The organism is Methylobacterium sp. PvP105 (genome assembly GCF_017876975.1).
Classification (GTDB): Bacteria; Pseudomonadota; Alphaproteobacteria; order Rhizobiales; family Beijerinckiaceae; genus Methylobacterium; species Methylobacterium radiotolerans.
The window spans coordinates 5,589,729-5,613,968 of record NZ_JAGIPA010000001.1; the positions used below are offsets into that span (position 1 = coordinate 5,589,729).

Here is a 24,240-nt window from a genome sequence, read left to right on the forward strand (position 1 = left end):
CCGCGCCTGTATCGGGTCAGGAGACGGCGGAACACTTCATGACACAATTGAAAAGATCGGATCGCAGCGATAGCCTGAGTTTATGGATCTCAACCTGCGGCAGGTGCGGGCCTTCGTGTCGGTCGTCCAGGCCGGCAGCTTCACCCGGGCCGCCGCCCTGCTGAACCTGTCGCAGCCCGCCCTGACGGTTCAGATCCGGCGCCTGGAGGAGACGCTCGACGCGCGGCTCCTCGACCGGACCAGCCGCACCGTCGCGCCGACGCGGCTCGGCCGCGACCTGCTGCCCGTGTTCCAGCGTGTGCTGCGCGACCTCGACGCGGTGGTGGTCGACACCCGCGACCTCGCGGCGCGGCGCCACGGGGTCGTGCGCGTCGCGACGCTGCCGTCCTTCGCGGCGAGCGTGCTGTCCGACGCGATCGTCCGCTTCCGCGCCGAGCACCCCGCCGTGACCTTCCGGATCAAGGACGTCATCGCGCAGCGGGTGCTCGACCTCGTGCGCGGCGAGGAGGCGGATCTCGGCATCGTCGGCGGCGACGTCCGCGATCCGGAGATCGGCGTCCTGCACCGGACGCGCGACGCCCTGCACGTGATCTATCCGGCCGATCACCCGATCGGCGCGCTGCCCCGGGTCACGATCGCGGCGCTCGCCGAGCACCCCCTGATCCTGATGGATCCGGCCACGAGCGTGCGGGCGGTCGTCGACCGCGCCTTCATCGGCTCGGGCCGGCTGCCCCGCGTGGCCTGCGAGGCCACCTACATGATGACCGCGGTCAGCATGGTCCGGGCCGGCCTCGGCCTGACGATCCTCCCGGGCGCGGCGCGGGAGATCCGGGCCGAGCCCCTGCTCCGCTCGCGGGCGATCGACGACCCGCTGTTCGAGCGTCCGGTCTGCCTGATCAAGAAGGCGGGGCGGACGATGCCGCCGGCCGCCGAGGCGTTCTGCCGGATGGTGGCGGACCGGCTCGCGGATCCGGGCGGGACAGACGCCGGCGCCGCGCCGAGCCCCTGAGCGGCGGTCGGATCCTCAGGCCCGGTGCCGCACGACGCCGTCCATCATGGTCAGGACGACCGCGGTCCGGTGGATCTCGTGCGGATCGATCGCGAGGATGTTGCGGTCGAGGACGATCAGGTCGGCGCGCTTGCCCACCTCGACCGACCCGATCCTGTCGTCCATGCGGAGCTGATAGGCGGCGCCCATCGTGTTGGCGTGGATCGCCTCCGCGACCGTCAGGCGCTCCTCGGCCGGGCTCAGCACGGGCGCGTCCGGCCGGCCGACCAGCTGGCGCGTCACGCCGACCTGGATCGACTTCAGGGGTTCGTAGGTCGAGACGTAGCCGGCCGCCGGCCAGTCCGTGCCGAAGGAGACGCGCCCGCCCTGCCTCAGGATCGTCCGGGTCCGGTACATCCGGCTGGCCCGATGCGCGCCGTAGCGCGCCATCATGTTCTGCAGCGTGTCGGGATCGGCCGACGACCAGTTGGCCGAGAACTGCGCGGTCACGCCGAGCCGGGCGAAGCGGGGCGCGTCGCTGTCCTCGACATAGACCAGGTGCGCGATGGCGTGACGCCGGTCGCGGGCCGGGTTGTTCGCGACGGCCTTCTCGATGGCGTCGAGGGCGACGCGGGCGGTGCGCTCGCCGCAGGCGTGGACGTGGACGTCGAAGCCCGCCGCGTCGACCGCGCCGACGAGGTCGTGCCACTGCGCCTCGGTGAAGGGCGACCCTCCGGTCGAGTCGGGCAGGTCGGCGTAGGGCTCGATCAGCCACGCCGTGTAGCCGCCCTGCGAGCCGTCGCCGACGATCTTCACGATGTCGACGTGCACGAACTCGCTCGAGACCTGCCGACGCACGGCGTTGAACTGCTCGACCGTGTCGTCGATCGGCAGCGACTTCACCGAGTAGGAGGCGGAGACGCGGAACGGCAGCGTGCCGCGCTTCTCGGCCTCCGCGTAGAGCGCGATGATGGCGGCCTGATCGCTGCCGACGGGCGGGACGCCCGCGTCGAAGACCGTGGTGATGCCCGCGGCCGCGGCCTTGGGCAGCCAGCCCTCCAGCAGGCTGCCCATGGCGGCGACGCTGATGGGCTCCACGGCGTTGACCAGCTCGAGGACCGCGTTGACCTCGAGCACGTAGCCGGTGGGGTCGCCCTTCTGGTCGCGCGCGTAGTAGCTGAAGCGCGGGATCGGGTCGGGCGTGTCCCGGTCGACGCCGGCCATCGCCAGCGCCCTGGAATTGGCCCACAGGCTGTGCCCGTCGATGGCGAAGAAGAAGGCCGGCCGGTCCGGCAGGATGGCGTCGAGTTCGGCCCGGTTGGGGCCCTCCGGGGGGAACATGTCGACGCGCCACCCGAAGCCGCGGATCGGTCCGGTCGGATGCGCCCGCGCGTGGGCCTCGATGGCCGCGAGGACCTGGGCGAGGTCGTCGAGCTGCAGGTCGACCCCGGACGTCAGGAACGCGCCGAGGAACGGGTGGGTGTGGCCCTCGACGAAGCCGGGCATCAACAGCCGGCCCTCGAGATCCACCACCTGCGTGGCCGGGCCGGCCAGCGCCATCGCGCCGGCCGCGTCCCCGACATGGACGATGGTGTTGCCGCGGACCGCGACCGCTTCGGCCCAGGGGGCCGGCCCCGCCACCGTGTAGACGGGACCGTTGTGGAACACGACGTCGGCCGGCTCCGCCGCGGCCGCGCGGCCGCTCCCCTGTCCGGCGCGGGCGCCCGTCGGGACGCGGTCCAGCGCCAGGGCCGTCGCGGTCATGCCCGTCGCGGTCACGGCCGTCGCGGTCATGGCCGTCGCGGTCATGGCAGCGCCCGACCGCAGCACCGCGCGCCGATTGACGGCGTGTCCGCCGAAGGCCTGGAAGTGGGGCGCCCAATCACACGCGACGCACATGAACGCCTCCCGCCTCCCGGTCCCGACGAGACCCGATCCTGTTCTTGTAAATACTTCGCTAAAATTTATTAGAGATTGGCTAAGAGCCGTCCGCCCAGATCTCGCGGGATGATCGAGACGACCAGTTCAGGTCGCCCGGGTCGGCGGCCAGCCCGGGCAAAGATCCGATCACGCCGATCGCCATGGGGACTCTATCGGCCAGTCGGATTACGGGGGATAGTGGAGCCGTCCGGCTCACGATCGGACGAAGGCGGTTCCGCCAGGCGACGGATACTGCCAGGTTGCTTCACGCGCGCTCGATGACGGGAGGTACAATGACCCGAACCCTCTTCCGCTCCGCGGGCCTGGCCTTGCTGAGCCTGGCCGTGCCCGCCACGCTCGCGGCCCAGGGCCTGGCGCCCGACCAGACCGGCACGGGCGGCGGCCCGGCCTCGACGATCACGGCGCCGAACACCAACAGCCTCGGTGTGACCAAGCCCCCCGGCACGTCCCTCGGCCCGGGCGAAGTGCCGCCGCCCGCCGTGCAGGAGCGCGAGCGCGCCCGGCTCAACAAGATCGAGCGCAGCATCTGCGACGGCTGCAACTGAGCGCGGGCGTGGCCGGTCGCGACGCCCGAGGCAGGGCCCCTCGCTCCCGGCCCGGTCGCTCGGCGGCCCGGGCCTCGTCCCGGACATCGCGTCCAGCGTCTCGTCTGGGCGCGCATCTCCACTCTTGTGCGGGATCTGACGTCTACTGTGCCGTGAGCCTCCCCAGCCTGGAGCGGCTCGCTGCACATCGCCCGGGCTTCGTCCCCGTTGTTGCGGTCCGACCGGATCCGCGGTCCGCGGTCCCACCGCCGCGGGATCCTGCCGTTCCCGATCGTGCCGGGCCGGGCAGCCGCGCGACGCCCGGGTCGACGAGGCCGCGCGCACCGACGATCCTGTCCGGCGCCGGAAACGAACCCCCGCAGCGATGGCGCCGATTCTCCGCTCCCTTCTCCGCGCCTACTGGCACGAGGCGCGCTGGACGATCCTGCTGGTTCTGGCCGCCACCCTCGCGGGCGCCGTGGCGGCGGTGTCCGCCCCGTACCTGTTCTCCCGCGCCGTCGACGCGCTCGCGCGCGGGCCGGACACCGCGGCGGCCCTGCATCTGCTGCTGCTCTACGCGGTCCTCTACGGGGTCGCGAGAGCGTGCGGTCAGGCCGCCCGCTTCATGGCCTTCCTGTCCGCAGAGCGCCTCGGCGTCATCGCCAACGCCGCCTTCTTCGCCCGCCTTCTGCGCAAGACCCCGGCCTTCTTCCTCGACCACAACCCCGCGGAGGTCGGCAGCGCCCGACAGGAAGGCGCCCGGACCCTCAACGTCGTCACGCAGCTCGCGATCGGCGGGCTCCTGCCGGGCGCCGTGCAGATCGGCGTCGGGGCCGCACTCCTCGGCAGCCTCCTGAGCTGGGAGACGGCCGCGATCGTGCTCGTCTACGGGGCCGTCGTGATCGGCCTGGACTACCTCCGCATCGGGCGCGTGCGGCCCTTCCTGGACGCCGCCATGGAGCGCGGCCAGGAGAACGCGCGGCTCGTCGGCAACGCCATCACCCTCATCGACACGCTCCGCCAGACCCGCGGCGAGGCCTGGATCAGCGCGCGCTTCGCGGCCGGGGCCGCGGACGCGTACGCGAACTGGCGCCGGTTCGCGCTGGCGAGCGGCGTGTTCAGCGGCGCCCTCGGGGCCGCGGCCGCGCTGCAGCTGGCCGTGACGTTCCTGATGCTCCTCCCGCGCTACGAGGCCGGGCTGCTGTCGGTCGGCGACATCGTGCTGTTCAACACGATGCTGATCCAGCTCAGCGAACCGTTCCACCTCGTCGGCATGGCGATCAAGGAGACCGCGGAGGCCGCCGCCCGTTTCCGCCCGCTGGCCCGGATGTGGGCCGCGCCCGAGGAGGCCGAACCGTCCGATCCGCTCCCCTACCGGGGGGCGGAGGGGACGATCGCGTTCGAGGCGGTCGGCTTCCGCTACCCGAACGGGCGCGGCGTCGCCGACCTGAGCTTCACCGCCCGCCGCGGCAGGCCCACCTTCCTCGTCGGCGAGACCGGATCGGGCAAATCCACCGTCCTGAAGATGCTGCTCAAGGGGCTCGCCCCGACCGAGGGGCGGATCCTGGTCGACGGCGTCGACCTCGCCCGGGTGCGCAGCGGCGACTGGTTCGCCCATGTCGGCGTCGTGCCCCAGGACGTGATGCTCCTCAACGACACCCTGGCGGTCAACATCGTGCTGGGGCGCCCGTTCGACGCCGCGCGCCTGCGGGCGGCCGCCGAGCGGGCGTCGATCCTGGCGCGCGTCGAGGCCATGCCGGAGGGTTTCGAGACGGTGGTGGGCGAGCGCGGCCTGAAGCTGTCGGGCGGCGAGCGGCAGAGGATCGCGATCGCCCGCGCCCTCTACGCGGATCCGAGCGTCCTCGTCCTGGACGAGGCCAGCTCGGCGCTGGACGCGGAGACGGAGCGCCAGGTCATGGACGGCCTGCGTGGGCAGGCCGACCGGCTGACGATCGTGGCAGTCACCCACCGGATGGCCTCGGTCCGCGACGGCGATCAGGTCGTCCGCCTGGCGTCGGACCGCGCGGGGCGCGCGCCGGTCCCGGAGGCGGCCGTCTGACGCCGGGGCCCGCGGCCGACGGGAGAGCGACACCGTCCGCGGGCCAGGGCGTCTGCGGATCCTCTGCCGCCGAGCCGAGGGCGCGAGCCGGGACGCGGGGAATGGTAGCCCCGGGCCGGCGGTGTCACAGGGGGTAGCGCATGGCCACGTTGCAGCGGGCATAGCGCCGGCCGAACCGGTCCATGATCTCCGGATCGTGCCGGAACCCGACCTTCTCGTACAGGTGCACGGCGGCCTCGCACCGGGTGTTGGTGAGCAGGTAGAGCGTCTCGATCTCCATCGCCGCGGCGCGGGCCAGCACCGCCCGCAGCAGGTGCTCGCCGGCCTTGCGGCCCCGGGCCCGCGCGGACACGGCCATCTTGGTCAGCTCGTAGCAGCCCGCATCCGTCCGCATCAGCGCGCAGGTGCCGACGATGCCGAGATCCGCCGACTCCACGAAGAGGATGAGCCCGCCGCGGTCCAGGATCTGGCCGCGGGGATCGGACAGGATCCGGCGGTCGTTCTCCTCCAGCGCGAACATCGCCTCGATCCACTCGGCGTTGATGTCGCGGAAGCGGCCCGCCAGCGCGTCCGTGTAGTCCCGGATCGTCAGGCCCGTCGCGGCGTCGCCGGCCGCGTCGTCCTCACGGATGCGGGCCGCGAACGGGACGGCGTCGAGCCTGCGCTCCAGCGCGGCGATCTGATCCAGCAGGGGCCCCGACAGCCCGGCGCACAGGCCCGCGACGGCCCTGTCGACGCGCGGCCAGAGCGCGCCCTTGGCGCGCGCCATCAGGGCCTCGCCCGCGCCGCTGAGCGACAGGGCTTTCTGGCGAAGGTCCGCACCCGACCGCGTCTCGTCGAGCAGTCCGAGCTCGACGAGGCTGGCCGCCGTGCGCGTGGCCGCCGGCTGGCTGACGCCGAGGACGGCGGCGGCGTCGCCGATGGTCAGCGGGCCGTAACGGTCGATGGCGGCGAGCATCGGGAACTGGGCCGGCTGGATACCGAGCCCCTCGTCCCGCAGGATCCGGGCGGCGTCGGCCTGGAAGCGGTCTGCGAGACGCTTCAGACGGCTGCCCAGGAACAGCGGTCCGAGATCGTCGAGGATGTCTGCGGGCATGTGGTCCTCCCGGCCCCGTTTTATATAACGCGTTATGTTTCGTGCAAGCCCGTGCGGCTCCGGGGCCTGCGCGCACCGGCGCCACCGCGGTCGCGCGGTGGATCAGGGGCCCCCGCGGCCGCCCCGCCGGGGCCGGCTGCGGGCGATCGTAGATTGTGTCCGATAGGGACTGGCCGGATGCGCAACGTAAGGTAAAATCGCCAACCCTCGGTCGTCGGTCCCGCCGTGAACTTCGTACCCCGGTCCCTCTTCACCACGGATGCCCTGCCGGAGCGCGACCGGTTCGCCGCGTGGCGGGCGCTGTTCTCGGCCCACGACCTCGACGCCGATCCGCACGGCTTCACGGGCCGGATCGAGACGACGCTGATCGGCCCGATGGCCCTGCGCGTCATGAACGCCGCGCCGCAGGGGCCCGCGCGGTCCCGGTCCCAGATCCGGCGCGACGGACAGGACGGCTTCGTCCTGCACCTGAGCCGGCACGCCTACAGCGTCGAGACCGAACGGGGCGTGGTGGAGGTTCCGGCGGGCGCGGTCAGCCTCAACGACCTGTCGCAGCCGTACCGCCGCAGCCGGGTTCCGGAAACGGACTCGCTGATCCTGGCGGTCTCGCGCGCCGCGATCGCGACCGTGCTGCCGGACGAGGACGCGATGCACGGGCTGATCCTGTCCGGCGGCGCGGGCCACCTCCTCGCCGACCACATCCGGAGCCTGGCGGCGCACAGCGACGCGATCACCGCGACCGACGCGGCCCATATCGCCCAGGCCACGCTCCACATGGTCGCGGCCTGCGCGCGCCCGAGCCTGGACGGGGCGGCCCGCGCGGCCGCACCGCTCGAGGCCGCCCGGCTCAGGACCGCGAAGCGGCTCATCCGCGGCCAGCTCGCCGCGCCGCCCCGGATCGACGCGATGGCGCGGGCGCTCGGCATATCGCGCTCCCAGCTCTACCGCCTGTTCGAACCGGAAGGCGGGGTGGCACGCTACCGCGCGCGGCAGCGCCTCGCGGCCGTGCGGGCCGCCCTCGACAATCCGCTGGAGCCGCGGTCGATCGGCGAGATCGGGGAGGCCTACGGCTTCGGGAGCAGCGCCCAGCTCAGCCGTGCCTTCCGGGAGGCCTACGGCCTGACGCCGCGCGACTACCGCGCCTCGCGCAGCGGCGGCTGATGCGACCGGGACCGCCGCGGCCGAGCCGTCACGCGCCGCGCCCCGGATCGATGGCCGGCTGTTCGCCCGGCACCGACGGGGTCGCGCGGCGCGCGGTTCGCGCGATCGCTTCGGCGATGGGGCCGTGCAGCGACGGCGGCAGGTCGTGTCCCATCCCCTGGATGGGCAGCCAGGCCGCGCCGGGGATCGAGTCGGCAATGTCCTGCCCGCAGGCGAGCGGGAACAGGGGATCCTCGGTCCCGTGCACCACGAGGGTCGGCGCGCGGATCGCCGCCAACCGGGCGCGTCGGTCGCCCGCGAGGACCAGCGCGGCGAGCTGCCGTCCGAAGCCGCCCGGGACGTAGCCGCGGCGCAGCTCCGCGCGGATGAGTGCCCGGTACGCCGCCTCGTCCAGAGGGTCGGACCGGCCGGCCAGCCGCCGGGCGACGGCGACGGCCTGCGCGACGAAGCCCGCCTCGTCCAGCGACGGGTCGGGGGCGGGCCGCATCATCAGGGCCATCGCGTCGGGCGCGGCCGGGGGCAGGCCCGGGTTGCCCGTGCTCGACATGATCGCGGTGAGGGATCCAACCCGCGCGGGATGCTCGCTCGCCAGGATCTGGGCGATCATGCCGCCCATGGAGCGGCCGACGACGTGGGCGCGGCGGACCGACAGGGCATCGAGCAGCCCGACCGCGTCCTGCGCCATGTCGGCCAGCGTGTAGGCGAGGTCCGGCCGCCGACCTTCGGCCAGCGCCGCCGACAAGGCCGCGAAGTCCGTGGCGCCGTGCGGGGTGAAGGCGGTCGAGCGCCCCGAATCGCGGTTGTCGAACCGCACGACCCGGAAGCCGCGCTCCGCCAGCGCCCGGCAGAAGGCCTCGGTCCAGCGGATCATCTGCGTCCCGAGACCGGCGATCAGGAGGATCGTCTCGGCGGCCGCGTCGCCGAAGCAGTCATAGGCCAGGGTGACGCCGTTGGCCGGCAGGTGCCCCGACGCGTCCGGCGCACTCATATCCGGACCGCCCCCAGGCGGTCCGCCCATCGGGTCAGGTGCTCCCTCATCGCCCGGTCCCTGACGTAGCCGCTCGCCTCCTCGTCCAGCCGCTCGACGATCTCGAACGCGAAGGCGTCGGCGCCGTGCCGGTTCCAGGCGTCCTGGAGCGTGCGGTGCGTGTTCGTGCCCAGGCGCAGGGTGAACCAGAGGCGATTCCTGATGGCCGGCAGGTCGGGGGCTCCGCCGACCCAGGTCTCGCCGGTGGCCGCGCAGCGGATCGCGTAGATGCCGGCCTCGACCGCGCGATCCTTGTAGGCGTTCACGGCCGCCTTCCGGGCCTCTCTCGGCATCGGACGTCCTCTCACTCCGGCAGCGATGCTATCGAAGAGCACGGACGCAGGCAATATTACCCGGGTAAAATAATGGACCAGGACAGGCTCGGGCAAGGCTCGGACGGGTCTGCCGTGCCGGACGAGGGACGGCCGACCTTCACCGCCTTCGTGGGCCCGCGGCGGCTCGCCAGCGGCGCCCTGCGCGACGTGGCGCTCGCCGTGAAGGCGCTGGCGGCGGAGGGCGGCGACCCGGTCCTGACCTTCGACGATCGGTCCGGTTCCGTCGTCGACCTCGACCTGCGCGGCACCGCGGCGGACGTCGTCGCTCGGCTCGCCCGGCGCGAAGCGGCGGACGCCGCCGCGAGCGGTCGCGGGAGCCGGCCCGACTCCGAGGGCGCCGCGCGGGGCCGCGGTCGCCCCAAGCTCGGCGTGATCGCCCGCGAGGTGACGCTGCTCCCCCGTCAGTGGGAGTGGCTCGCGGCGCAGCCCGGCGGCGCCTCGCAGGCGCTGCGGCGCCTCGTCGACGAGGCGCGGCGCACGGATGACGGACAGGCCCGGGTGCGGGCTGCCCGCGAGGCCGCCTACCGCTTCCTCGCCGCCGTGGCGGGCGATCGCCCCGGTTTCGAGGAGGTGATCCGGGCGCTCTTCGCCGGCGACGGCGCGGGCTTCGCCGGCCGCATGGCGGCGTGGCCCCCCGACATCCGGGACCACGCGCTGAAGCTCGCGGCCCCGGCCGCCCCGTCGGCGGGTCCGGATGCGCCGTCGCGCACCCGGCCCTGACGCGCTCAGGCGGCGCGGACGGTCGCGAGGAAGCGGCCGACCTCGGCGCCGAGATGCTCGGATTGCCGCGACAGCTCCGAGGCCGCGTCGAGGACCTGGCCGGCCGCGGCCCCCGTCTCCTCCGACGCCTGCGCCACCCCGGCCATGTTGCCCGTCACCTCGCTGGTGCCGGTCGAGGCCTGCGCCACGTTGCGGACGATCTCCTGGGTCGCCGCACCCTGCTGCTCGACCGCGGCGGCGATCGAGGTCGCCACGCCGCTGATCTCGCGGATCCGGCCGGTGATGCCGGCGATCGACGTGACCGCCTGCCCGGTCGAGGCCTGGATCTGCGCGATCTGGCCGGAGATCTCGTGCGTCGCCCTGGCGGTCTGCTCGGCCAGCGCCTTGACCTCGGAGGCGACCACCGCGAAGCCCTTGCCGGCGGCCCCGGCCCGGGCCGCCTCGATGGTGGCGTTGAGCGCCAGCAGGTTGGTCTGGCCGGCGATGTTCGAGATCAGCCCGACCACGTCGCCGATGCGGGTGACGGCGGCGCTGAGTTCCTGCACGCGGAGACCGGTCTGATCGGCCTCGCTCACCGCGAGGTGCGCGAGGCTGGCCGAGCCCTGCACCTGCCGGCCGATCTCCTGCACCGACGAGCCGAGCTCCTCGGCCGCCGCCGCGACCGTGCTGACGTTGGAGGCGGCTTCCTCGGCCGCCGCCGCCACGGTCGTCGACTGGCTGGCGGTCTCGGTGGCGGTGGCGGTCATCGCCTGCGCGGTCGCCTGCAGCTCGGTCGCGGAGGACGACACCGTGCCGATGATCCCGCCGACCGCGGCCTCGAAGTCGTCGGCCATCTGCCGCATGCCGGCCTTGCGCTGCTCCTCGGCGGCCAGGCGCGCCTGCGCGGTCTCGTCCTCCAGACGGCGGGTGCGGATCAGGTTGTCCTTGAACACCTGAACGGCCGCCGCCATCGCGCCGACCTCGTCGCGGCGCGCGCGGTGGGGCACCTCGCCCCCCGTGTCGCCCGCGGCCAGGACGGTCATCGCGCCCGTCATCGCCTGGATCGGGCGGGACACGCGCAGCAGCACGAACGCGGTGGCGCCGCAGGCCGCCAGCACGCTCAGCGCGGCGGAGAGATAGGCCGTCAGGGTCGCGAAATCCGTCGCCGCCATGGCGCTCTCGGCGTCCGCGTGCGCGCCGCGCTCGTTCAGGGCGACGTCCTTGGCCAGCGTGTCGCGGGCCTCGTTGTAGAGATCGATGTTGGCCGGGTCGGCCATGAGCCGGATGCCGTCGGCACCCTGGCCCGCCTCCGCCAGGCGCGCCGCCTCGCGGCCGACGGTCTGGTAGCGCTCCCAGGTGGCGCCGAAGGCGTCGTAGAGGGCCCGCTCCGCGTCCGACGAGATCAGCGGCTCGTAGGCCTTCCGGGCGGCGGCGAGCGCCGCGACGGCCTGTTCGGTCTGCCGCGCGTTGTCGGCCCGCGTCTCGGGACTGCCGGACAGGGTCAGCGTGCGCAACTGCTTGATGCGCACATCCGAGGCCGCGGCGCGGATGTTGGTGATCGCCACGACGGAGGGGAGCCAGTTCGTGGCGACGCCCGTGACGTTGGCCCGGATCCCGGAGAGCGTGAGGGTCGTGAGAACGGCCTGGCCGGCGCACAGGAGCGCGAGGAGGCCGAAGGCGGCGAGGAGCGACGCTTTGACTGTCAGGTGAAGGCGCATGATCCGGTCCTGGACGAGGCATCCCGCACGTCCGCGACGGCGCCTGCCGGAGCGCAGACGGTCGGGCGGCCGCACGGGCACGAAGGGGTGAGCCTGGACCGGCTTCCCGCCCTCACAGGCAGCCCACCAAGCAGCCTACACTTCGCTCGGAAAGTCTTAATATTTATATCCAGGCGGTCTTTGAACGGATTTGTCTGCGGTCAACTAAAGTTGATTAGCTCTTTCTCTGAGTCGCCCTACCCGACAACCGGATTACTCTTGCGACCATCCCCGCTCTCCCCCGTCCCGCGCGGGGGGGCGCCGCGCGCTAGAGCAGCGCGAGGAGGGCGAGCGCGCAGGAGGCGCCGACGCAGAGCGCGAGGAAGACGTCTCCCCAGGACAGGTTCCGGGCGGGCTCAGCGGCATTCATGGGCCGGCGAACGCCCTGAGGCCGACCGGGTTCCCGGGGCGCGCGCAGCGACGGGCACGGTGTCGCCGATGCGCAACAGCCCCGGTGCGACTCCCGGGCGCGGTGTCCGGCCCGGCCGCATACGCCGTCCGGAACAGGCCCCGCGCCTGCGGCAGCCGCACGACTTCGCGCACGAAGTCGCTGAGGCCGTCGGGGAAGACGGGCGGCATGACGGTGATGCCGTCGGCCGCGCCCCCGTCTCGAACCTGGCCTGCACGCGGTCGGCCACGTCCGCGGCGATGCCGACGATCACGTGGTGGCCGCGACCCGCCGCCACTCGCAGGGCGGCCCGGCGGATGGTCAGGCCCTCCCGGCGCGCCAGGGCGGTGCGGCGTTCGGCGCGGCTGCGGCCCTGGTCCGAGACCGGCAGGTCGGGCAGGGGCCCGTCGAGGTCGTAGGATGCCGGCGCGTGGCCGATCACCGGCAGGAAGTCCGGCATCACCGCCACCACCGAGACGACGGGGCTGAACGGGGCGTGTGCCGCGCCGCCCAGCGCCCGGGACGGGAGCATGTTCAGCGCGAAGAACGCGACCATGCGCTGGACCGGCATCGGCGTGCTGCGCGGGCTCGACATAGGCCCGCACCGGCCCGGCGGGCCACGGGCGGCCGGAAGTCAGGGCCGCCGCGGAGGCGGTGTCCCCGAACGGCGCCCCCGACAGGATGATGCCGACCGTGAGCTTCTCGCGGCCCTTGATCCGGTGGGGGGCGCGTCCGCCCGCGCCGAGGCGGGATCTCGACGGGGGTGCGCGCCATGACGGCCGCGCCGCGCTCAGCGCGGCGCGGTTCTCCATCCGGAGCGCCGGCACGCACGGGAAGCCGGATCGACCCGCGGGGGAACCCTCCGCGCCGCGGGTCCGTCAGGTCCGCGGCGGCGTCCAGAGCGCGTCCCGGACCTGGATCGGCCGCGGGAGCAGCCCGAGCCGGTGGAACCGGTCGGCGGTCGATTGCTGCTTGGCCGCGAGCGCGTCCGTGACCGGGCCGACGCCGAACTCGGAGCGCGCGGCGACGACCGTCTCGATCGGGTACGGGACGCCGGTCACGCTCGACAGCACCTGCGCGACCTGATCCCGGTGGGCCTCCGCCCAGGCGGCCGCGTCCACCAGCGCCGCCACCGTCGCCGTGACGATCCCCGGGTAACGGTCGGCGAAGCTCCGGCGCGCCAGGAAGAAGTCCGAGACGGCGTGGGTCTGCCGCGAGGTGGTGAGGACCCGCGTGTCGTCGTGCGCCTGCGCCAGGGCGAGGTAGGGATCCCAGATCACCCAGGCGTCGACGCTGCCGTTCGCGAAGGCGGCGCCGGCGTCGGAGGGCAGCAGGTAGGCGGGCCTGACATCGGAGAAGGCGAGGCCCGCCTTCTCCAGGGCCGTCACCAGCAGGTTGTGCGAACTGGTGCCCCGCGCCACCGCGACGGTCCGGCCCTTGAGGTCGGCGACGGTGCGGATCGCCGAGCTCGCCTTCACCACGACGGCCTCGCCGTCGCCGGACAGCACCGAGGCGCCGACATAGACGAGATCGTTGCCGGCCGCCTGCGCGAAGATCGGCGGCGTGTCCCCGGCGAAGCCGAAATCGATGCTGCCCGCGTTGAGGGCCTCCAGCAGCGGCGGCCCGGCCTGGAACTCGACCCAGCGGACGGCGACGCCCTGCGGCGCCAGACGCGTCTCGATGACGCCCTGCCGGCGCGCCACCACGACCACGCCGACCTTCTGGTAGCCGATCCGGAACTCCTTCGGCGCCGCGTCCTGCGCGGCCGCGCCGGTGGCGAGGCCCGCCCCGAGGGCGAGGATCAGGGCCGCGGCGCGGCGTCGTGTTGTCGTCACGCGGGGACCTCCGTCGCGGGGTGAGCGGGCGGTTCGACCGGCCCGAACCGGCCGGTCACGGCCCGCGGACGACGCAGGAGGTCGGGGGTCGGGCGGACCGCCTCCACCCGGGGCCGGAGCGCCGCGATCCGCACGGGATCCGCCTCCGGCCCGATCCGGACCGCGTCGGCGCGATCCGGACCGCGTCGGCGCGATCCAGCGCGCCTCTCGTCGTCGGGATAGGCATCGATGGGGGGCATGCGGCACGATCCGGCGCGGCAGGACATCCGGGACTTTCCCGAGACGATCTCAGGATAGCGCGCGGCCGGCAGAAGGAGCTTCCGTAGTTCCCGTGCCGGCGGGAAGGTCTTACTGGGGCGAGGGATGCCGGAAGGCCGAAGCGATGCCCGTGCGGAACCTGCACCTCCGTCGCGGAGAGTGCGGCGCGGCGGCCGGGTCGACGCGCGGGAAGCGGCGAATCGCGCCGGCGCCGGCGGTCAGAACCGTCCGGCGATCGTCAGGCGCACGGCCGTGGGCTCGACGGGATGGAAGACGCGGTCGATCAGCCCCTCGGCGGGCTCACCCGGCAGGCGGGACGCGTACGCGTAGGTGATCTGGTCGGACCTGCTGTTGGTCAGGTTCAGCACGTCCAGCGAGACGCTCACGCCATTGCCGAAGGCGTAGCCGATCCGGCCGTTGACGAGGGCGGTCGACCGCGAGCGGATCGAGTTGTCCTCGATCAACGGGCGCGGCCCGAAGTAGCGGAAGCGGAGCGACCCGAACCAGCCGAGGGGCTCACCGAAGGTCACCCCCGCCGACGCGATGGTCGTGGGGGCTTCCGGGACCCGGTTGCCCGCCGGGTCGTAGCGGGAGAACCGGGCGTTGGTGATCGTCAGATCCCCGTCCAGGGCGAGCCACGGCGTCAGCGCGTACCGGTTCGTCCACTCGACGCCGAAGCGCCGGGTCGGGCGGCTCGGCTCCGTGGTGCCGGTGTCGCCCTGGAAGATGTTCTCCGAGGCGAAGTCGAGCCGGAACAGGGCGAGGCTCGTCTCCAGCCCGGCGATCGAGCGGTTGCGCAGGCCCAGCTCGTAGCCCGTGGAGGGCACCAGGAAGGGCGACCGGGTGATGTTGAACAGGGGACTCGCGGGATCGACCGTGGCGGTGACGCCGCGCGCGTCGTTCGAGTGGAAGCCGCCGCCGTAATTCACGTAGATCTCGGTGTCGGACCAGGGCCCGAGCACGAGGCCGAGCTTCGGGTTGACGATGCCGTCGGTGGCCCGGCCGGAATTCGCCGGCGTGTCGGAGCGGACATCGGCGTAGTAGCCGTCCGCCCGCAGGCCGACGCTCGTGCGCAGCCACGGGGTCCAGCGCACCCGCGTGTCCAGGTAGAGGGCGCCGCTCGATTCCAGCACGCGGTCGTCGAGCACGGTCGACCGGTACCGGCGGACGGCGGTGTTGAACAGGCCGACGCGGATCGAGTCCGTCCGGGTCTGGGCGCCGACCTCGACCTCCAGCGGCCGGCCGAACAGGTCGCCCTGGAAGATGTGCAGCACCTCGCCGCCGCCGAGGACGCGCTGGTCGAGCTGGTGGAACTGGTCGCCGCCGACGGGATCGTTGAGGAAGTAGGTGAAGTCGTTGAACAGGTTCATCTGGTAGCGGATCACGTAGGCCGAGGCCCGCGTGATCCCGGTGTCGTCCGTGGCGCTGAACCGCCCCGAGAGCGAGAACCGGCCGGTGTCGCCGCCATCCGTGGGGTTGAGGGTGCCGTAGCGGCCGATCAGCCCCGCGCCGACGGCCCGCTCCGGGATCTGGTTGGTGGCCGTCCAGCGGGACGCGTAGGCCATGCCGGTGACCGCGAACCCGTCCAGCGCCGTGCCCTGGCTGTAGCGGGCGACGCCGTTGAGCTTGCGCAGCGCGTCCGGGACGGCCCACGGCCCGTCGTAGACCTGCGCCTCGCCGGCCACGAGCAGGTTGCCCTCGCCCACCGGCACCGAGGCGATCGACAGGCCCCGCTTGTAGCCGAAGCTGCCGATCGTGGTCAGCGCGAGGTTCTTCTGAACGGTGTCGAGATAGTCGAGGCGCACCGAGCCCGCGGAGGCGAAGTCGCCGTCGCGCACGAAGTACGGTCCCTTGTGATACTCCACCGCGCCGACGAGTTCGGGGATGAGGAAGTTGAGGTCGGCGTAGCCCTGGCCGTGGGCGTGGGTGCGCATGTTGACCGGCATGCCGTCGACGCTGATGGCGATGTCGGTCCCGTGGTCGAGGTTGAAGCCGCGCAGGAAGTACTGGTTGGCCTTCCCCTCCCCGCTGTGCTGGGTGACGATCAGGCCCGGCACCGCCTCCAGCACCTCGCCGGGGCGCGTCACCGGGCGGGCGTTGAGGGCCGCGCCGCCGATGAGGCCGGCGCTGGCCGCGTCGACGGTCAGCAGGGAGCCGCCGATCCCGGTGACGCCGCCGACGTAGCCGGCGCTGGCGCCGGGCGTGCCGGCCGCGGGGACGACCGGGGGCGCAGCCGAGACCACCGAGATCTCGGACAGGGTCACGGCGGAGGCTGCCGGGGCACCGGTATCCGGCGCCGCCCAGCCGCGCCCGCCGGTCGCGACGGCGAGACCGCCCGCGGCGAGCAGCCGCGTCACGGCGCGGCGGCCGGGAGCGGCAGGAGGGTGGCGGGAGATCGGGCGGGACACCGGCGGATCGGAGGAGGCGTGGCGATCCTCGGACCCTCGCACGCCGCGCGTATGATAAACATACGAAAAATTCACACCGGCGGATCGGCGCCGTCGTGTTGCCCGCGGGGCGCAGTCGAACCGCCCTCGGGACGCCGTCCGGGCGCGGCCCTCACTCCGGGCCGTCGCCGTGGCCCGGACGGGTCGGCGCGTCGTCGCCCTCTGGGATGAGGTGCAGGTGGCCGTAGCGGACGCCGCGCTGCGTGACGACGGCGTCGGCGTAGCTCTGCATCCGGGCCGGCGGCCCGCGCAGCACCGCCACCTCGAGGCACGCGTCGTGGTTCAGGTGCACGTGCAGGCTGGCGATCGAGACGCCGTGCTCATGCCCCTCGCCGGTCAGCCGGCGGGCCAGGTCGCGGGTGCCGTGGCTGTAGACGTAGCTCAGGGCCCCGTAGCAGGCCGCCGATCCGCCGGTCTCCGCGGCGCGGGCCGGCGCCAGGGCGTCGCGGACGATGTCGCGCACCGCCTCCGAGCGGCTGCCGTAGCCGCGCCGCGCGCAGAGGTCGTCGACCGCCGTCAGCAGGGCGTCGTCGATGGTGATGGTGATGCGCTGCATGCCCGTCCTGCCGCTCCCGTGGCCTTCTGGTACGGGGACGCGGGGCCCGTGAACAGCCGCCGGGCCCGCATCGCCCAGCGCGGCAGAAAAAGAGCCCCGAGGGCCGCGCCTCGAGGCTCGAGTTCTGGGTCTCGGGGACATGTCCAGCGTGCGCTTGGGATGGACCGCGCTGGAACGCCTGGGCCGAAGGATCAAGGGCGTGAAAATCGACGACACAGGCGCGACCGGCTGGCATGCCGGCCGAACCATTCTGCACAGATACAGTCGACGCGCATCCGATATATGTCAGGTTTCGGGAGTTATTTTGAATTAATTCGCCGCACTGGGTTCAATATACCAGTTCAATTTTATCATATCGGCTCACGATCTCCCGGTACCGGCATGCCGGGCCGGGCCCGGTCCCGCCGCGCGTGCCCCGCGATCGAGAGCCCCGCGGCCTTCGCGGGGCCGCGGGACGCTCCGCCGCGCCGCGCGATCGTGCGGACCGCGAGCAGGAAGAGGGCGGCGAGGGCCAGCATCGCGCCGTCGAAGGCGAGGAAGACCGGCTCGACCGGCGCGTCGCCGCCGAGCCGGCGCGCGACGAGGCGCCCGACATCGGCGGCCGCGACGGCGCCGTACAGCCCGGCCGCCGCCGTCAGCGTCTCCGGCCAGACCCGCCCGGCCGGGCGCAGGAGCGCCGCCGCGGCGACGAGCAGCCAGACGGCGAAGAAGGCCCCGACCTCCCACTCCGCCCGCGCGGGCAGCGCGGCCGGCAGGAGCCGGTTGGCCAGGAAATAGGCGGCGACGGCCGCGGGCAGGCCGGCGATCGTGGCGACGTTCAGGCCCTGGACGAGCCGCAGGCCGAAGCCCCCGGGCGCGTCCCCCTTGGGCAGGCGCGCCACGGCCCAGAGCAGCAGCCCGGTCGCCACCATGGCGCTGCCGGCCACGCCGCACAGGAAGAACAGCACCCGCAGGGCCGGGCCGGCGAAGTGCGCCTCGTGCAGGCCGACCATCGCGGTGAACGTCTTGGTCGCCGGCCGCAGGCCGCCCGCGCGCACCTCCAGGACCGCGCCCGTCACGCCGTCGAAGGCGATCTGCGGATGCTCGTGGGAGAGGCCGTGCGGCTCCTCGAACACCGCCACCACCGTGGCGTTGGCGTCCTTCGGGTTGACGATGGTGATCCGCTCCAGGGGCTCCGGCCGCATCGCCAGCGCGCGGACCACCAGCGGCCCGACCGGCGCCAGCGTGCCGGGCTGACCGGCGGGCGGGCGCGGCGCGGTGATCTGGCCGGATTCGGCGAAGTAGCGCTGGCTGCCGCCGCGATAGGCCGTGTTCAGGCCCCAGGGCACGTACATCAGCATGAGGGTGGCGAGCCCGGTATAGGTGATCATCAGGTGGAACGGCAGGGCGAGGACGCCCGTGACGTTGTGCGCGTCGAGCCAGCCCCGCTGGGCGGACTTGTCCCGGCGGAAGGTGAAGAAGTCGGCGAAGATGCGCCGGTGCGTGACGAGGCCCGAGATCAGCGCCACCAGCATGATCATCGCGCAGGCGCCGACGATCCAGCGGCCCCAGAGCGGCGGCAGGTTCAGCTCGAAGTGGAAGCGGTAGAGGAAGTCGCCGCCGCGCGTCGCCCGCACCGCCGCCGGCGCGCCGCTGTCGGGATCTAGGAGGACGTGGCCGGGCGGCCGGCCCGGGCCGGTCCGCCAGAACAGCTCCAGCACCGGCCGGTCCGGCCGCGGCAGCGCGAGGAACCACGTCCGCGCGCCGCCCGCGTGGGCCTGCAGGTGGGCGACGCCGCGCTCGGCCGCCGCCGCGAGCTCCGCCGCCCCGAAGGTCCGGTCGGTGCGGAGCTCGGGCCGCATCCACTGCGAGATCTCCGGCCGGTAGTAGCTCGCCGTGCCCGTCACGAAGACGGCGAACAGCACCCAGCCGACGACGAGGCCCGACCAGGCGTGGAGCCACGCCATCGACTGCCGGAAGGTCTTGCGCACGGCGACCGCCTCACCAGCGGTAGCGCAGGGTCGCGTAGACCGTGCGCGGCAGGCCGTAATAGCAGCCCGAGTAGGTGAAGCAGCCGGTCACGTAGCGCTCGTCGAGCAGGTTCTGCACGTTGATCTGCGCCGTGAGCCCCGTCAGCCGCGGGTCGAGGTGCTTCATGTCGTAGGAGGCGACGGCGTCGACCAGCACGCTCTCGGGCACCTGGAAGGTGTTGGCCGGATCGCCCCAGGACGGGCCGAGGTAGCGCACGCCGCCGCCGAGGCCGAGGCCGATGAGCGGGCCGCTGGTGAAGCGGTAGTCGACGAACAGCGAGGCCGTCGTGTCCGGCACCTGCACCGGCCGCAGGCCCTGGAGCGGCACCTGCCGGCGGGTCAGGTCGTTCGTGGTGAAGCCGGTGTCGCGGACGTTGCGGATGTCGAGGAGCGAGAAGCCGCCGATCAGGCTGAGGCCCTCGGCGAGGGTGGCCCGCGCCTCGAACTCGACGCCCTGCACGCCGACCTCGCCGGTCTGCACGACGAAGCCGGGATTGACCGGGTCGGTGGTGGTGGCGTTCGAGCGGCGGATGTCGAAGAACGCGGTGGTCAGCAGGATGTCGGTGCCGGGGGGCTGGTACTTGATGCCGGCCTCGTACTGGTCGCTGGCGATCGGGACGGGGATGCGCCCGGCCGAGCCGAACGCCGTGTCGAAGATCCGCCCGTTGACGATCGGCTCGAACGCCTCGCTGTAGGAGACGTACGGGGCGACGCCGCTGTCGAACAGGTAGAGCAGGCTGGCGCGGCCGGTGAAAGCCTCGGCCGGCACGTCCTGGATGGTCAGCCCGTTCGGCGCGAAGGTGCGGGTCGGGCCGGTCTGCCGGGCGGTGTCGTAGCGGCCGCCGAGCGTCAGGATGAAGCGGTCGAACTTCGCCTGATCCTGGAAGTACACGCCGGTCTGCTGCGCGTCGATCCGCGAGGTCGACGTGAAGGCGGGGAACCGGATCGGCAGGTCGTGGTCGGGGGCGAGGGCGTTCAGGCCCGTCGTCGCCGGGAACGGGCCGGTGACCGACCGCGTGCTGAAGGTCCGGTGGTCGACGCCGAGCAGCGCCGTGTGGGCGATCGGGCCGGTGTCGAAATCGGCGATGAAGTTGTTGTCCATCGTGTAGGCTTCGATGTCGACCTGGGTGCCGCCGACCGAGCGGCCGATGGTCGGGCCGCTCGTGTACGGGCCGTTGACGTCGCCGAAGGTCGTGAACACGCTCCGGTAGTCGCCGTTCGAGCGCAGGTAGCGGCCGGCCGAGTGGAAGCGCAGGTTCTCGGTGATCCGGTGGTCGAACAGGTACTCGATGGAGGCCTGGGTGCGGTCGGAGCGCTCGATGTTGCGGTCGCCGTCGTAGAAGTTCACCGGCAGCCGGCCGAAGACGCCGTTGCCGAAGTTGCGCGGGAACACCGTGCCGACGGCCGGGAAGCCGCCGTAGAAGCCCGAGAACGGGTCGCGCTGGTAGTTGGCGATGATGGTGAGCGAGGTGTCGGCGGAGGGCCGCCACGTGAGGCTCGGATTGATGAAGGCGCGCTCGACCTTGGTGGTCACGGCCGGCCCGTCGCCGTTCCAGCCGAGGCCGATGACCCGGTAGGCGAACTGGTCGGCGAGGCCGGGGATGTCGGATTGGATCGGCCCGCCGACGTCGAAGCCGCCGCGGACCTCGCTGAAGCCGCCGCCCTGGACGAAGATCTCGCCGTGGCGGACGAATTGCGGGACCTTCGAGACGAGGTTGACGAGGCCGCCCGGACCGGACTGCCCGTAGAGGACCGAGGCCGGCCCCTTGATGATGTCGACCCGCTCCAGGCGGTAGGGATCGACGCTGGGGAAGGCGTCGCGGTTCGTGGGCAGCGCCATGTTGTCGAGGAAGATCGGCGCGGTGAAGCCGCGGATGTAGAACTGCTCCAGGCGCGTCGAGCCGGCGCCGCCCCGCTGCTCGGTGGTGACGCTCGGCGTGAAGCGCAGCGCCTGGTTGATGGTCAGGGCGTTCTGGTCCTCGATCTGCTGGCGCCCGATGACCGACACCGACTGCGCCGTCTCCAGGATCGGCGTGTCGGTCTTCGTGCCGACCGTGCTGCGGCTGGCGACGTAGCCGGGCACCGGCCCGGTCGCCCCGCCGCGCCCGTACAGATCGCTGTTCAGGCTGCGCCCGCGCGCCTCGCCCATCACGCTCAGTTCGGACAGTTCGATGTCCGTGGCGGGCGGGGGCGGGACGGGCGCGGGCTGGGCGATCGCGGCCGTTCCGAGGGCGAGCAGAGATGTCGACGATACAAACCCGATCCGGAGCAGCCTCTCCGCATGATCGTACGCGCGCGACGCGGTCAGCCCGCCAACAGATCTCGACATTACACCGACTCTAAACTACAAATACTGGGCGAATAGGCGCCGAGTCCCAGCTATCACGGATCCGTGAGCGGAATGTGCCCCCGAAGACACATATTCCAGAAACGTAGTTTGGTATTTATCTAATGAGAATATGCGGCCGGGCCGGCATTCCGGGCATCGGCCGACCGCGACCCGGTCCTCCGGCACGCCGCGGCCGCCGCAGGTTTGAGGGCACCGGCGGCCGGCGAGGCGGGGACAAATCGCGCGTTCACGGCGGTGACGGCCCTGCGTAAGATCGGCGGCGCCGCGATCAAGGCGGCCCGACGCGGATGTCACCCCGTCGGCCCTCACGCCGTTCGCCGATGACCGAGCCGATCTCCGCCGCGGCCCATGCCCGCACGATCCTGGCCGCGCACGAGCATCGCCGCCCGATCGCGCCGCTGACCGACTGGGATCCGACCCTCGACCTGCCGGCGGCCTACCGGGTCGCCGAGGCGGTCCGGGTCCTGCGCGGGGAGCGCGGCGAGCGGCCCGTCGGCTACAAGATCGGCTTCACCAACACGACCCTGTGGGAGCGCTACGGCGTCCGGGCGCCGATCTGGGGGCACGTCTACGACACGACCCTGCGCGACCGGGCCGCGCTGACTGGGCCGGTCCCGCTCGCCGCCTTCGTCGAGCCGCGGATCGAGCCTGAGATCGTGTTCGGGCTGGCGCGCGCGCCCGAGCCCGGCATGGATGCCGAGGCGCTGATCGCCTGCCTCGACTGGGCGGCGAGCGGCTTCGAGATCGTGCAGTCGCTCTACCCCGGCTGGCGCTTCGCGGCGCCCGACACGGTCGCGGCCTTCGGCCTGCACGGGCTGCTGGTGGTGGGCGAGCGGGTGCGGATCTCCCCGGACGCGCGATCGGCCTGGATCGGCGACCTCGCGGGCTTCACCGTCGACCTGCTCCGGGACGAGGCCGTCGCGGACCGGGGCGGCGGCCGCTGCGTGCTCGGGACGGGGCCGCTCGCCGCCCTGGCCCACCTCGTCGATGCGCTGGCTAACGATCCGGCGGCCGCGCCGCTCGCGGCCGGGACCGTCGTCACGACGGGCACGCTGACGGACGCGCTTCCGGTCGCCGCCGGTCAGCGCTGGCGCGCGCGGCTCGACGGGCTGCCGCTTCCCGGCATCGACCTTGCCCTGAGCTGAAAGGCCCGGCACGCGTTATCGTGCCGGGTTCGTGCAGTTTCCCGGCCGGCTCCGGGACTCGGGCATTGGTGATGGTTAGCCGACATGCCAAATGCTGGACCATGCCTGGACGCCTGCGGCGACGCCACACGACCTTCCTCGTCTCCGTCACCGCGGAGGGCGCGGCGCCCGGCGCCACGGTCTACGCGGTGATGAAGCCCAGCGCCGAGGAGGCGCTGGAGGCCGTCCGCGCCCTCGCCGCCCCGTCGGCCAGCCTCGCCATCGTAGGCAGCCTGTCCACCCGGATCGCCAAGGCCCTCAAGCTGAAGCCCGACGCGCCGCGGGTGGTCTGAGCCGCCCGGCGCCGGCCCGCGCGCGGCTCAGTCGACCGCGAGCCGGTAGCCGACGCCCCGCACGGTCTGCAGGAAGACCGGGTTGGCGGGGTCGACCTCGGTCTTGCGGCGCAGGCGGTTGATCTGCACGTCGACGGTCCGCTCCGCCGCGGCGCCCCCTGGCCCGGCGAGCTGCTCGCGCTCGACATTGGCGCCGCCCGCCGCCGCCAGGATCGTCAGGATCTCGCGCTCGCGCTCGGTGATGCGGATCAGCTCGTCGTCCCGGCGCAGCTCGCCCCGGTCGATCCGGAACGCGAACGGCCCGAAGGTGACCGCCTCGGCGGAGGCCGGGCGGGGCCGCGCGCTGCGCTTGATGATGTTGTTGAGCCGCAGCGTCAGCTCCCGCGGCTCGAACGGCTTCGGCAGGTAATCGTCCGCGCCGATCTCCAGCCCCATCACCCGGTCGTTCGGGTTGGAGCGCGCCGTGAGCATCAGGATCGGCACCCGGGAGGTCTCGCGCACGCTGCGCGCGTAGTCGAAGCCGTTCTCGCCGGGCATCATCACGTCGAGCACCATGGCGTCGAACACGACGCTCTGGGCCCGGGCCCGCGCCTCCGCGGCGCTCGCCGCCGCGGTGACCCGGAAGCCCTGGTCGGTGAGGTAGCGGGCGAGCAGCTCGCGCAGGCGGCGGTCGTCGTCGACCACGAGGACGTGGGGTGCCTCGTCGGGCAGGTCGGACCGGGCAGCGTGGCTCACGCGGGCTCCTCCGCGCCGAGGCGCCCCTCGGCCCCGCCCCCGCGCCGCGCCATCAGGCGCTGGACCGCCGGCCGGTCCTCCGGCTCGATCATCGCCATCAGGAAGTCCTCCGGGGAGCCCCGGGCATCCGGCGCCGCGAGCGCCCGGGCGAGGCGGCGGGCCTGGACCCGGGTGAGGTCGGCCGCGAGCCCGGCCCCGGCCTCGGTGCAGTAGAGGAGGCGCTGGCGGCGGTCGCTGGAACCGGGCTTCTGCGCGACGTAGCCCTGCCCGATCAGGTCCTTGAGCACCCGGTTCAGGCTCTGCTTGGTGATGCGCAGGATGTCGAGGAGCTCGGCGATCGTGAGGCCCGGGTAGCGGTCGACGAAGTGCAGCACCCGGTGGTGGGCGCGGCCGAAGCCGTAGGCGGCCAGGATCCGGTCCGGATCGCCGACGAAGTCCCGGTAGGCGAAGAACAGGAGCTCGATCAGGTCGTCGCTGCCGAGGGCGGCGCCCGGGACGGGTTTCGGCGCGAACATCTCCTCGCGCGGGGCTGTCCGTGTCACGGCGCGGCCGCTCCCAACGGGTGATAGGTCAGTCCCCATGACGTTTCTCAAGGCGG

At 73.1% G+C, this 24,240-nt stretch carries 20 protein-coding genes and 1 pseudogene; 7 read left to right on the top strand and 14 right to left on the bottom strand.

The window, feature by feature from the left end:
* The first annotated feature begins 82 nt into the window (after window positions 1-82).
* Window positions 83-1,009 (top strand): LysR family transcriptional regulator, encoded by a 927-nt coding sequence (locus J3A75_RS27295; RefSeq protein ID WP_012320978.1) that lies wholly within the window; start codon window positions 83-85, stop codon window positions 1,007-1,009.
* Between the two features lie 15 nt (window positions 1,010-1,024).
* Here the strand turns inward: J3A75_RS27295 and J3A75_RS27300 are convergent, their stop codons facing one another.
* Complete coding sequence (locus J3A75_RS27300) at window positions 1,025-2,887, bottom strand: amidohydrolase (RefSeq protein WP_209650827.1); 1,863 nt, start codon at window positions 2,885-2,887, stop codon at window positions 1,025-1,027.
* 314 nt (window positions 2,888-3,201) lie between these two features.
* Between J3A75_RS27300 and J3A75_RS27305 the strand changes: the two genes are divergently transcribed.
* Together J3A75_RS27305 and J3A75_RS27310 are read left to right on the top strand one after the other, a co-directional pair.
* The gene (locus tag J3A75_RS27305; RefSeq protein WP_012320980.1) at window positions 3,202-3,474 is read left to right on the top strand and encodes a hypothetical protein; all 273 of its coding nucleotides are present in this window, start codon (window positions 3,202-3,204) and stop codon (window positions 3,472-3,474) included.
* A 364-nt stretch (window positions 3,475-3,838) separates the two neighbouring features.
* Entirely contained in the window at window positions 3,839-5,512 is a 1,674-nt protein-coding gene (locus tag J3A75_RS27310; protein ID WP_071000073.1) for an ABC transporter ATP-binding protein, read from the top strand.
* Between the two features lie 124 nt (window positions 5,513-5,636).
* Here J3A75_RS27310 and J3A75_RS27315 read toward each other — a convergent pair whose 3' ends face one another.
* Window positions 5,637-6,608, bottom strand: coding sequence for a bifunctional helix-turn-helix transcriptional regulator/GNAT family N-acetyltransferase (locus J3A75_RS27315; protein ID WP_053621243.1), 972 nt, complete (start codon window positions 6,606-6,608; stop codon window positions 5,637-5,639).
* Between the two features lie 225 nt (window positions 6,609-6,833).
* On the opposite strand from J3A75_RS27315, the gene J3A75_RS27320 reads away from it, so the two are divergent.
* Window positions 6,834-7,769, top strand: coding sequence for a helix-turn-helix domain-containing protein (locus J3A75_RS27320; protein WP_043074455.1), 936 nt, complete (start codon window positions 6,834-6,836; stop codon window positions 7,767-7,769).
* Window positions 7,770-7,797: 28 nt separating this feature from the next.
* Here the strand turns inward: J3A75_RS27320 and J3A75_RS27325 are convergent, their stop codons facing one another.
* Window positions 7,798-8,757 carry an alpha/beta fold hydrolase gene (locus tag J3A75_RS27325; protein ID WP_071000074.1) on the bottom strand — a complete coding sequence of 320 codons (960 nt, stop codon included), beginning with the start codon at window positions 8,755-8,757 and terminating at the stop codon, window positions 7,798-7,800.
* Window positions 8,754-9,089: a GIY-YIG nuclease family protein gene (locus tag J3A75_RS27330; RefSeq protein ID WP_012320985.1), complete on the bottom strand. Its 336-nt coding sequence runs from the start codon at window positions 9,087-9,089 to the stop codon at window positions 8,754-8,756. Before J3A75_RS27330 ends, J3A75_RS27325 begins: the two co-directional genes overlap by 4 nt.
* 72 nt (window positions 9,090-9,161) lie before the next feature.
* On the opposite strand from J3A75_RS27330, the gene J3A75_RS27335 reads away from it, so the two are divergent.
* Window positions 9,162-9,851: a DUF2239 family protein gene (locus tag J3A75_RS27335; RefSeq protein ID WP_245295822.1), complete on the top strand. Its 690-nt coding sequence runs from the start codon at window positions 9,162-9,164 to the stop codon at window positions 9,849-9,851.
* 5 nt (window positions 9,852-9,856) lie between these two features.
* Here J3A75_RS27335 and J3A75_RS27340 read toward each other — a convergent pair whose 3' ends face one another.
* The 8 genes and pseudogenes from J3A75_RS27340 to J3A75_RS27375 form a co-directional block, all read right to left on the bottom strand.
* On the bottom strand, window positions 9,857-11,548 hold the full coding sequence (locus tag J3A75_RS27340; RefSeq protein ID WP_058606401.1) for a methyl-accepting chemotaxis protein: 1,692 nt from the start codon (window positions 11,546-11,548) through the stop codon (window positions 9,857-9,859).
* Between the two features lie 405 nt (window positions 11,549-11,953).
* Window positions 11,954-12,417 (bottom strand): annotated as a pseudogene (locus tag J3A75_RS27345) (hypothetical protein); the annotation flags it as partial.
* A 436-nt stretch (window positions 12,418-12,853) separates the two neighbouring features.
* Complete coding sequence (locus J3A75_RS27350) at window positions 12,854-13,810, bottom strand: aliphatic sulfonate ABC transporter substrate-binding protein (protein ID WP_071000077.1); 957 nt, start codon at window positions 13,808-13,810, stop codon at window positions 12,854-12,856.
* The gene (locus J3A75_RS27355; RefSeq protein ID WP_071000078.1) at window positions 13,807-14,049 is read right to left on the bottom strand and encodes a hypothetical protein; all 243 of its coding nucleotides are present in this window, start codon (window positions 14,047-14,049) and stop codon (window positions 13,807-13,809) included. Before J3A75_RS27355 ends, J3A75_RS27350 begins: the two co-directional genes overlap by 4 nt.
* Before the next feature lie 237 nt (window positions 14,050-14,286).
* The gene (locus J3A75_RS27360; RefSeq protein WP_071000731.1) at window positions 14,287-16,332 is read right to left on the bottom strand and encodes a TonB-dependent receptor domain-containing protein; all 2,046 of its coding nucleotides are present in this window, start codon (window positions 16,330-16,332) and stop codon (window positions 14,287-14,289) included.
* A gap of 295 nt (window positions 16,333-16,627) precedes the next feature.
* Window positions 16,628-17,071 carry a nickel-responsive transcriptional regulator NikR gene (gene nikR, locus J3A75_RS27365; RefSeq protein ID WP_053621247.1) on the bottom strand — a complete coding sequence of 148 codons (444 nt, stop codon included), beginning with the start codon at window positions 17,069-17,071 and terminating at the stop codon, window positions 16,628-16,630.
* A gap of 350 nt (window positions 17,072-17,421) precedes the next feature.
* A complete protein-coding gene (locus J3A75_RS27370) occupies window positions 17,422-19,041 on the bottom strand; it encodes a PepSY-associated TM helix domain-containing protein (protein WP_071000079.1) in 1,620 nt (539 codons plus the stop codon).
* Between the two features lie 10 nt (window positions 19,042-19,051).
* A complete protein-coding gene (locus J3A75_RS27375) occupies window positions 19,052-21,409 on the bottom strand; it encodes a TonB-dependent siderophore receptor (protein WP_071000080.1) in 2,358 nt (785 codons plus the stop codon).
* A 341-nt stretch (window positions 21,410-21,750) separates the two neighbouring features.
* Here J3A75_RS27375 and J3A75_RS27380 point away from each other — a divergent pair, with 341 nt between their 5' ends.
* A complete protein-coding gene (locus tag J3A75_RS27380; RefSeq protein ID WP_071000081.1) occupies window positions 21,751-22,575 on the top strand; it encodes a 2-keto-4-pentenoate hydratase in 825 nt (274 codons plus the stop codon).
* A 101-nt stretch (window positions 22,576-22,676) separates the two neighbouring features.
* Window positions 22,677-22,907: a hypothetical protein gene (locus tag J3A75_RS27385; protein WP_012320994.1), complete on the top strand. Its 231-nt coding sequence runs from the start codon at window positions 22,677-22,679 to the stop codon at window positions 22,905-22,907.
* A gap of 27 nt (window positions 22,908-22,934) precedes the next feature.
* On the opposite strand, the gene J3A75_RS27390 is transcribed toward J3A75_RS27385, so the two are convergent.
* Together J3A75_RS27390 and J3A75_RS27395 are read right to left on the bottom strand one after the other, a co-directional pair.
* Window positions 22,935-23,642: a response regulator gene (locus J3A75_RS27390; protein WP_012320995.1), complete on the bottom strand. Its 708-nt coding sequence runs from the start codon at window positions 23,640-23,642 to the stop codon at window positions 22,935-22,937.
* Window positions 23,639-24,157, bottom strand: a complete 519-nt coding sequence (locus J3A75_RS27395) for a MarR family winged helix-turn-helix transcriptional regulator (protein ID WP_043074459.1) — start codon at window positions 24,155-24,157, stop codon at window positions 23,639-23,641. The genes J3A75_RS27390 and J3A75_RS27395 overlap by 4 nt, the downstream gene beginning before the upstream one ends.
* Window positions 24,158-24,240 lie beyond the last annotated feature (83 nt).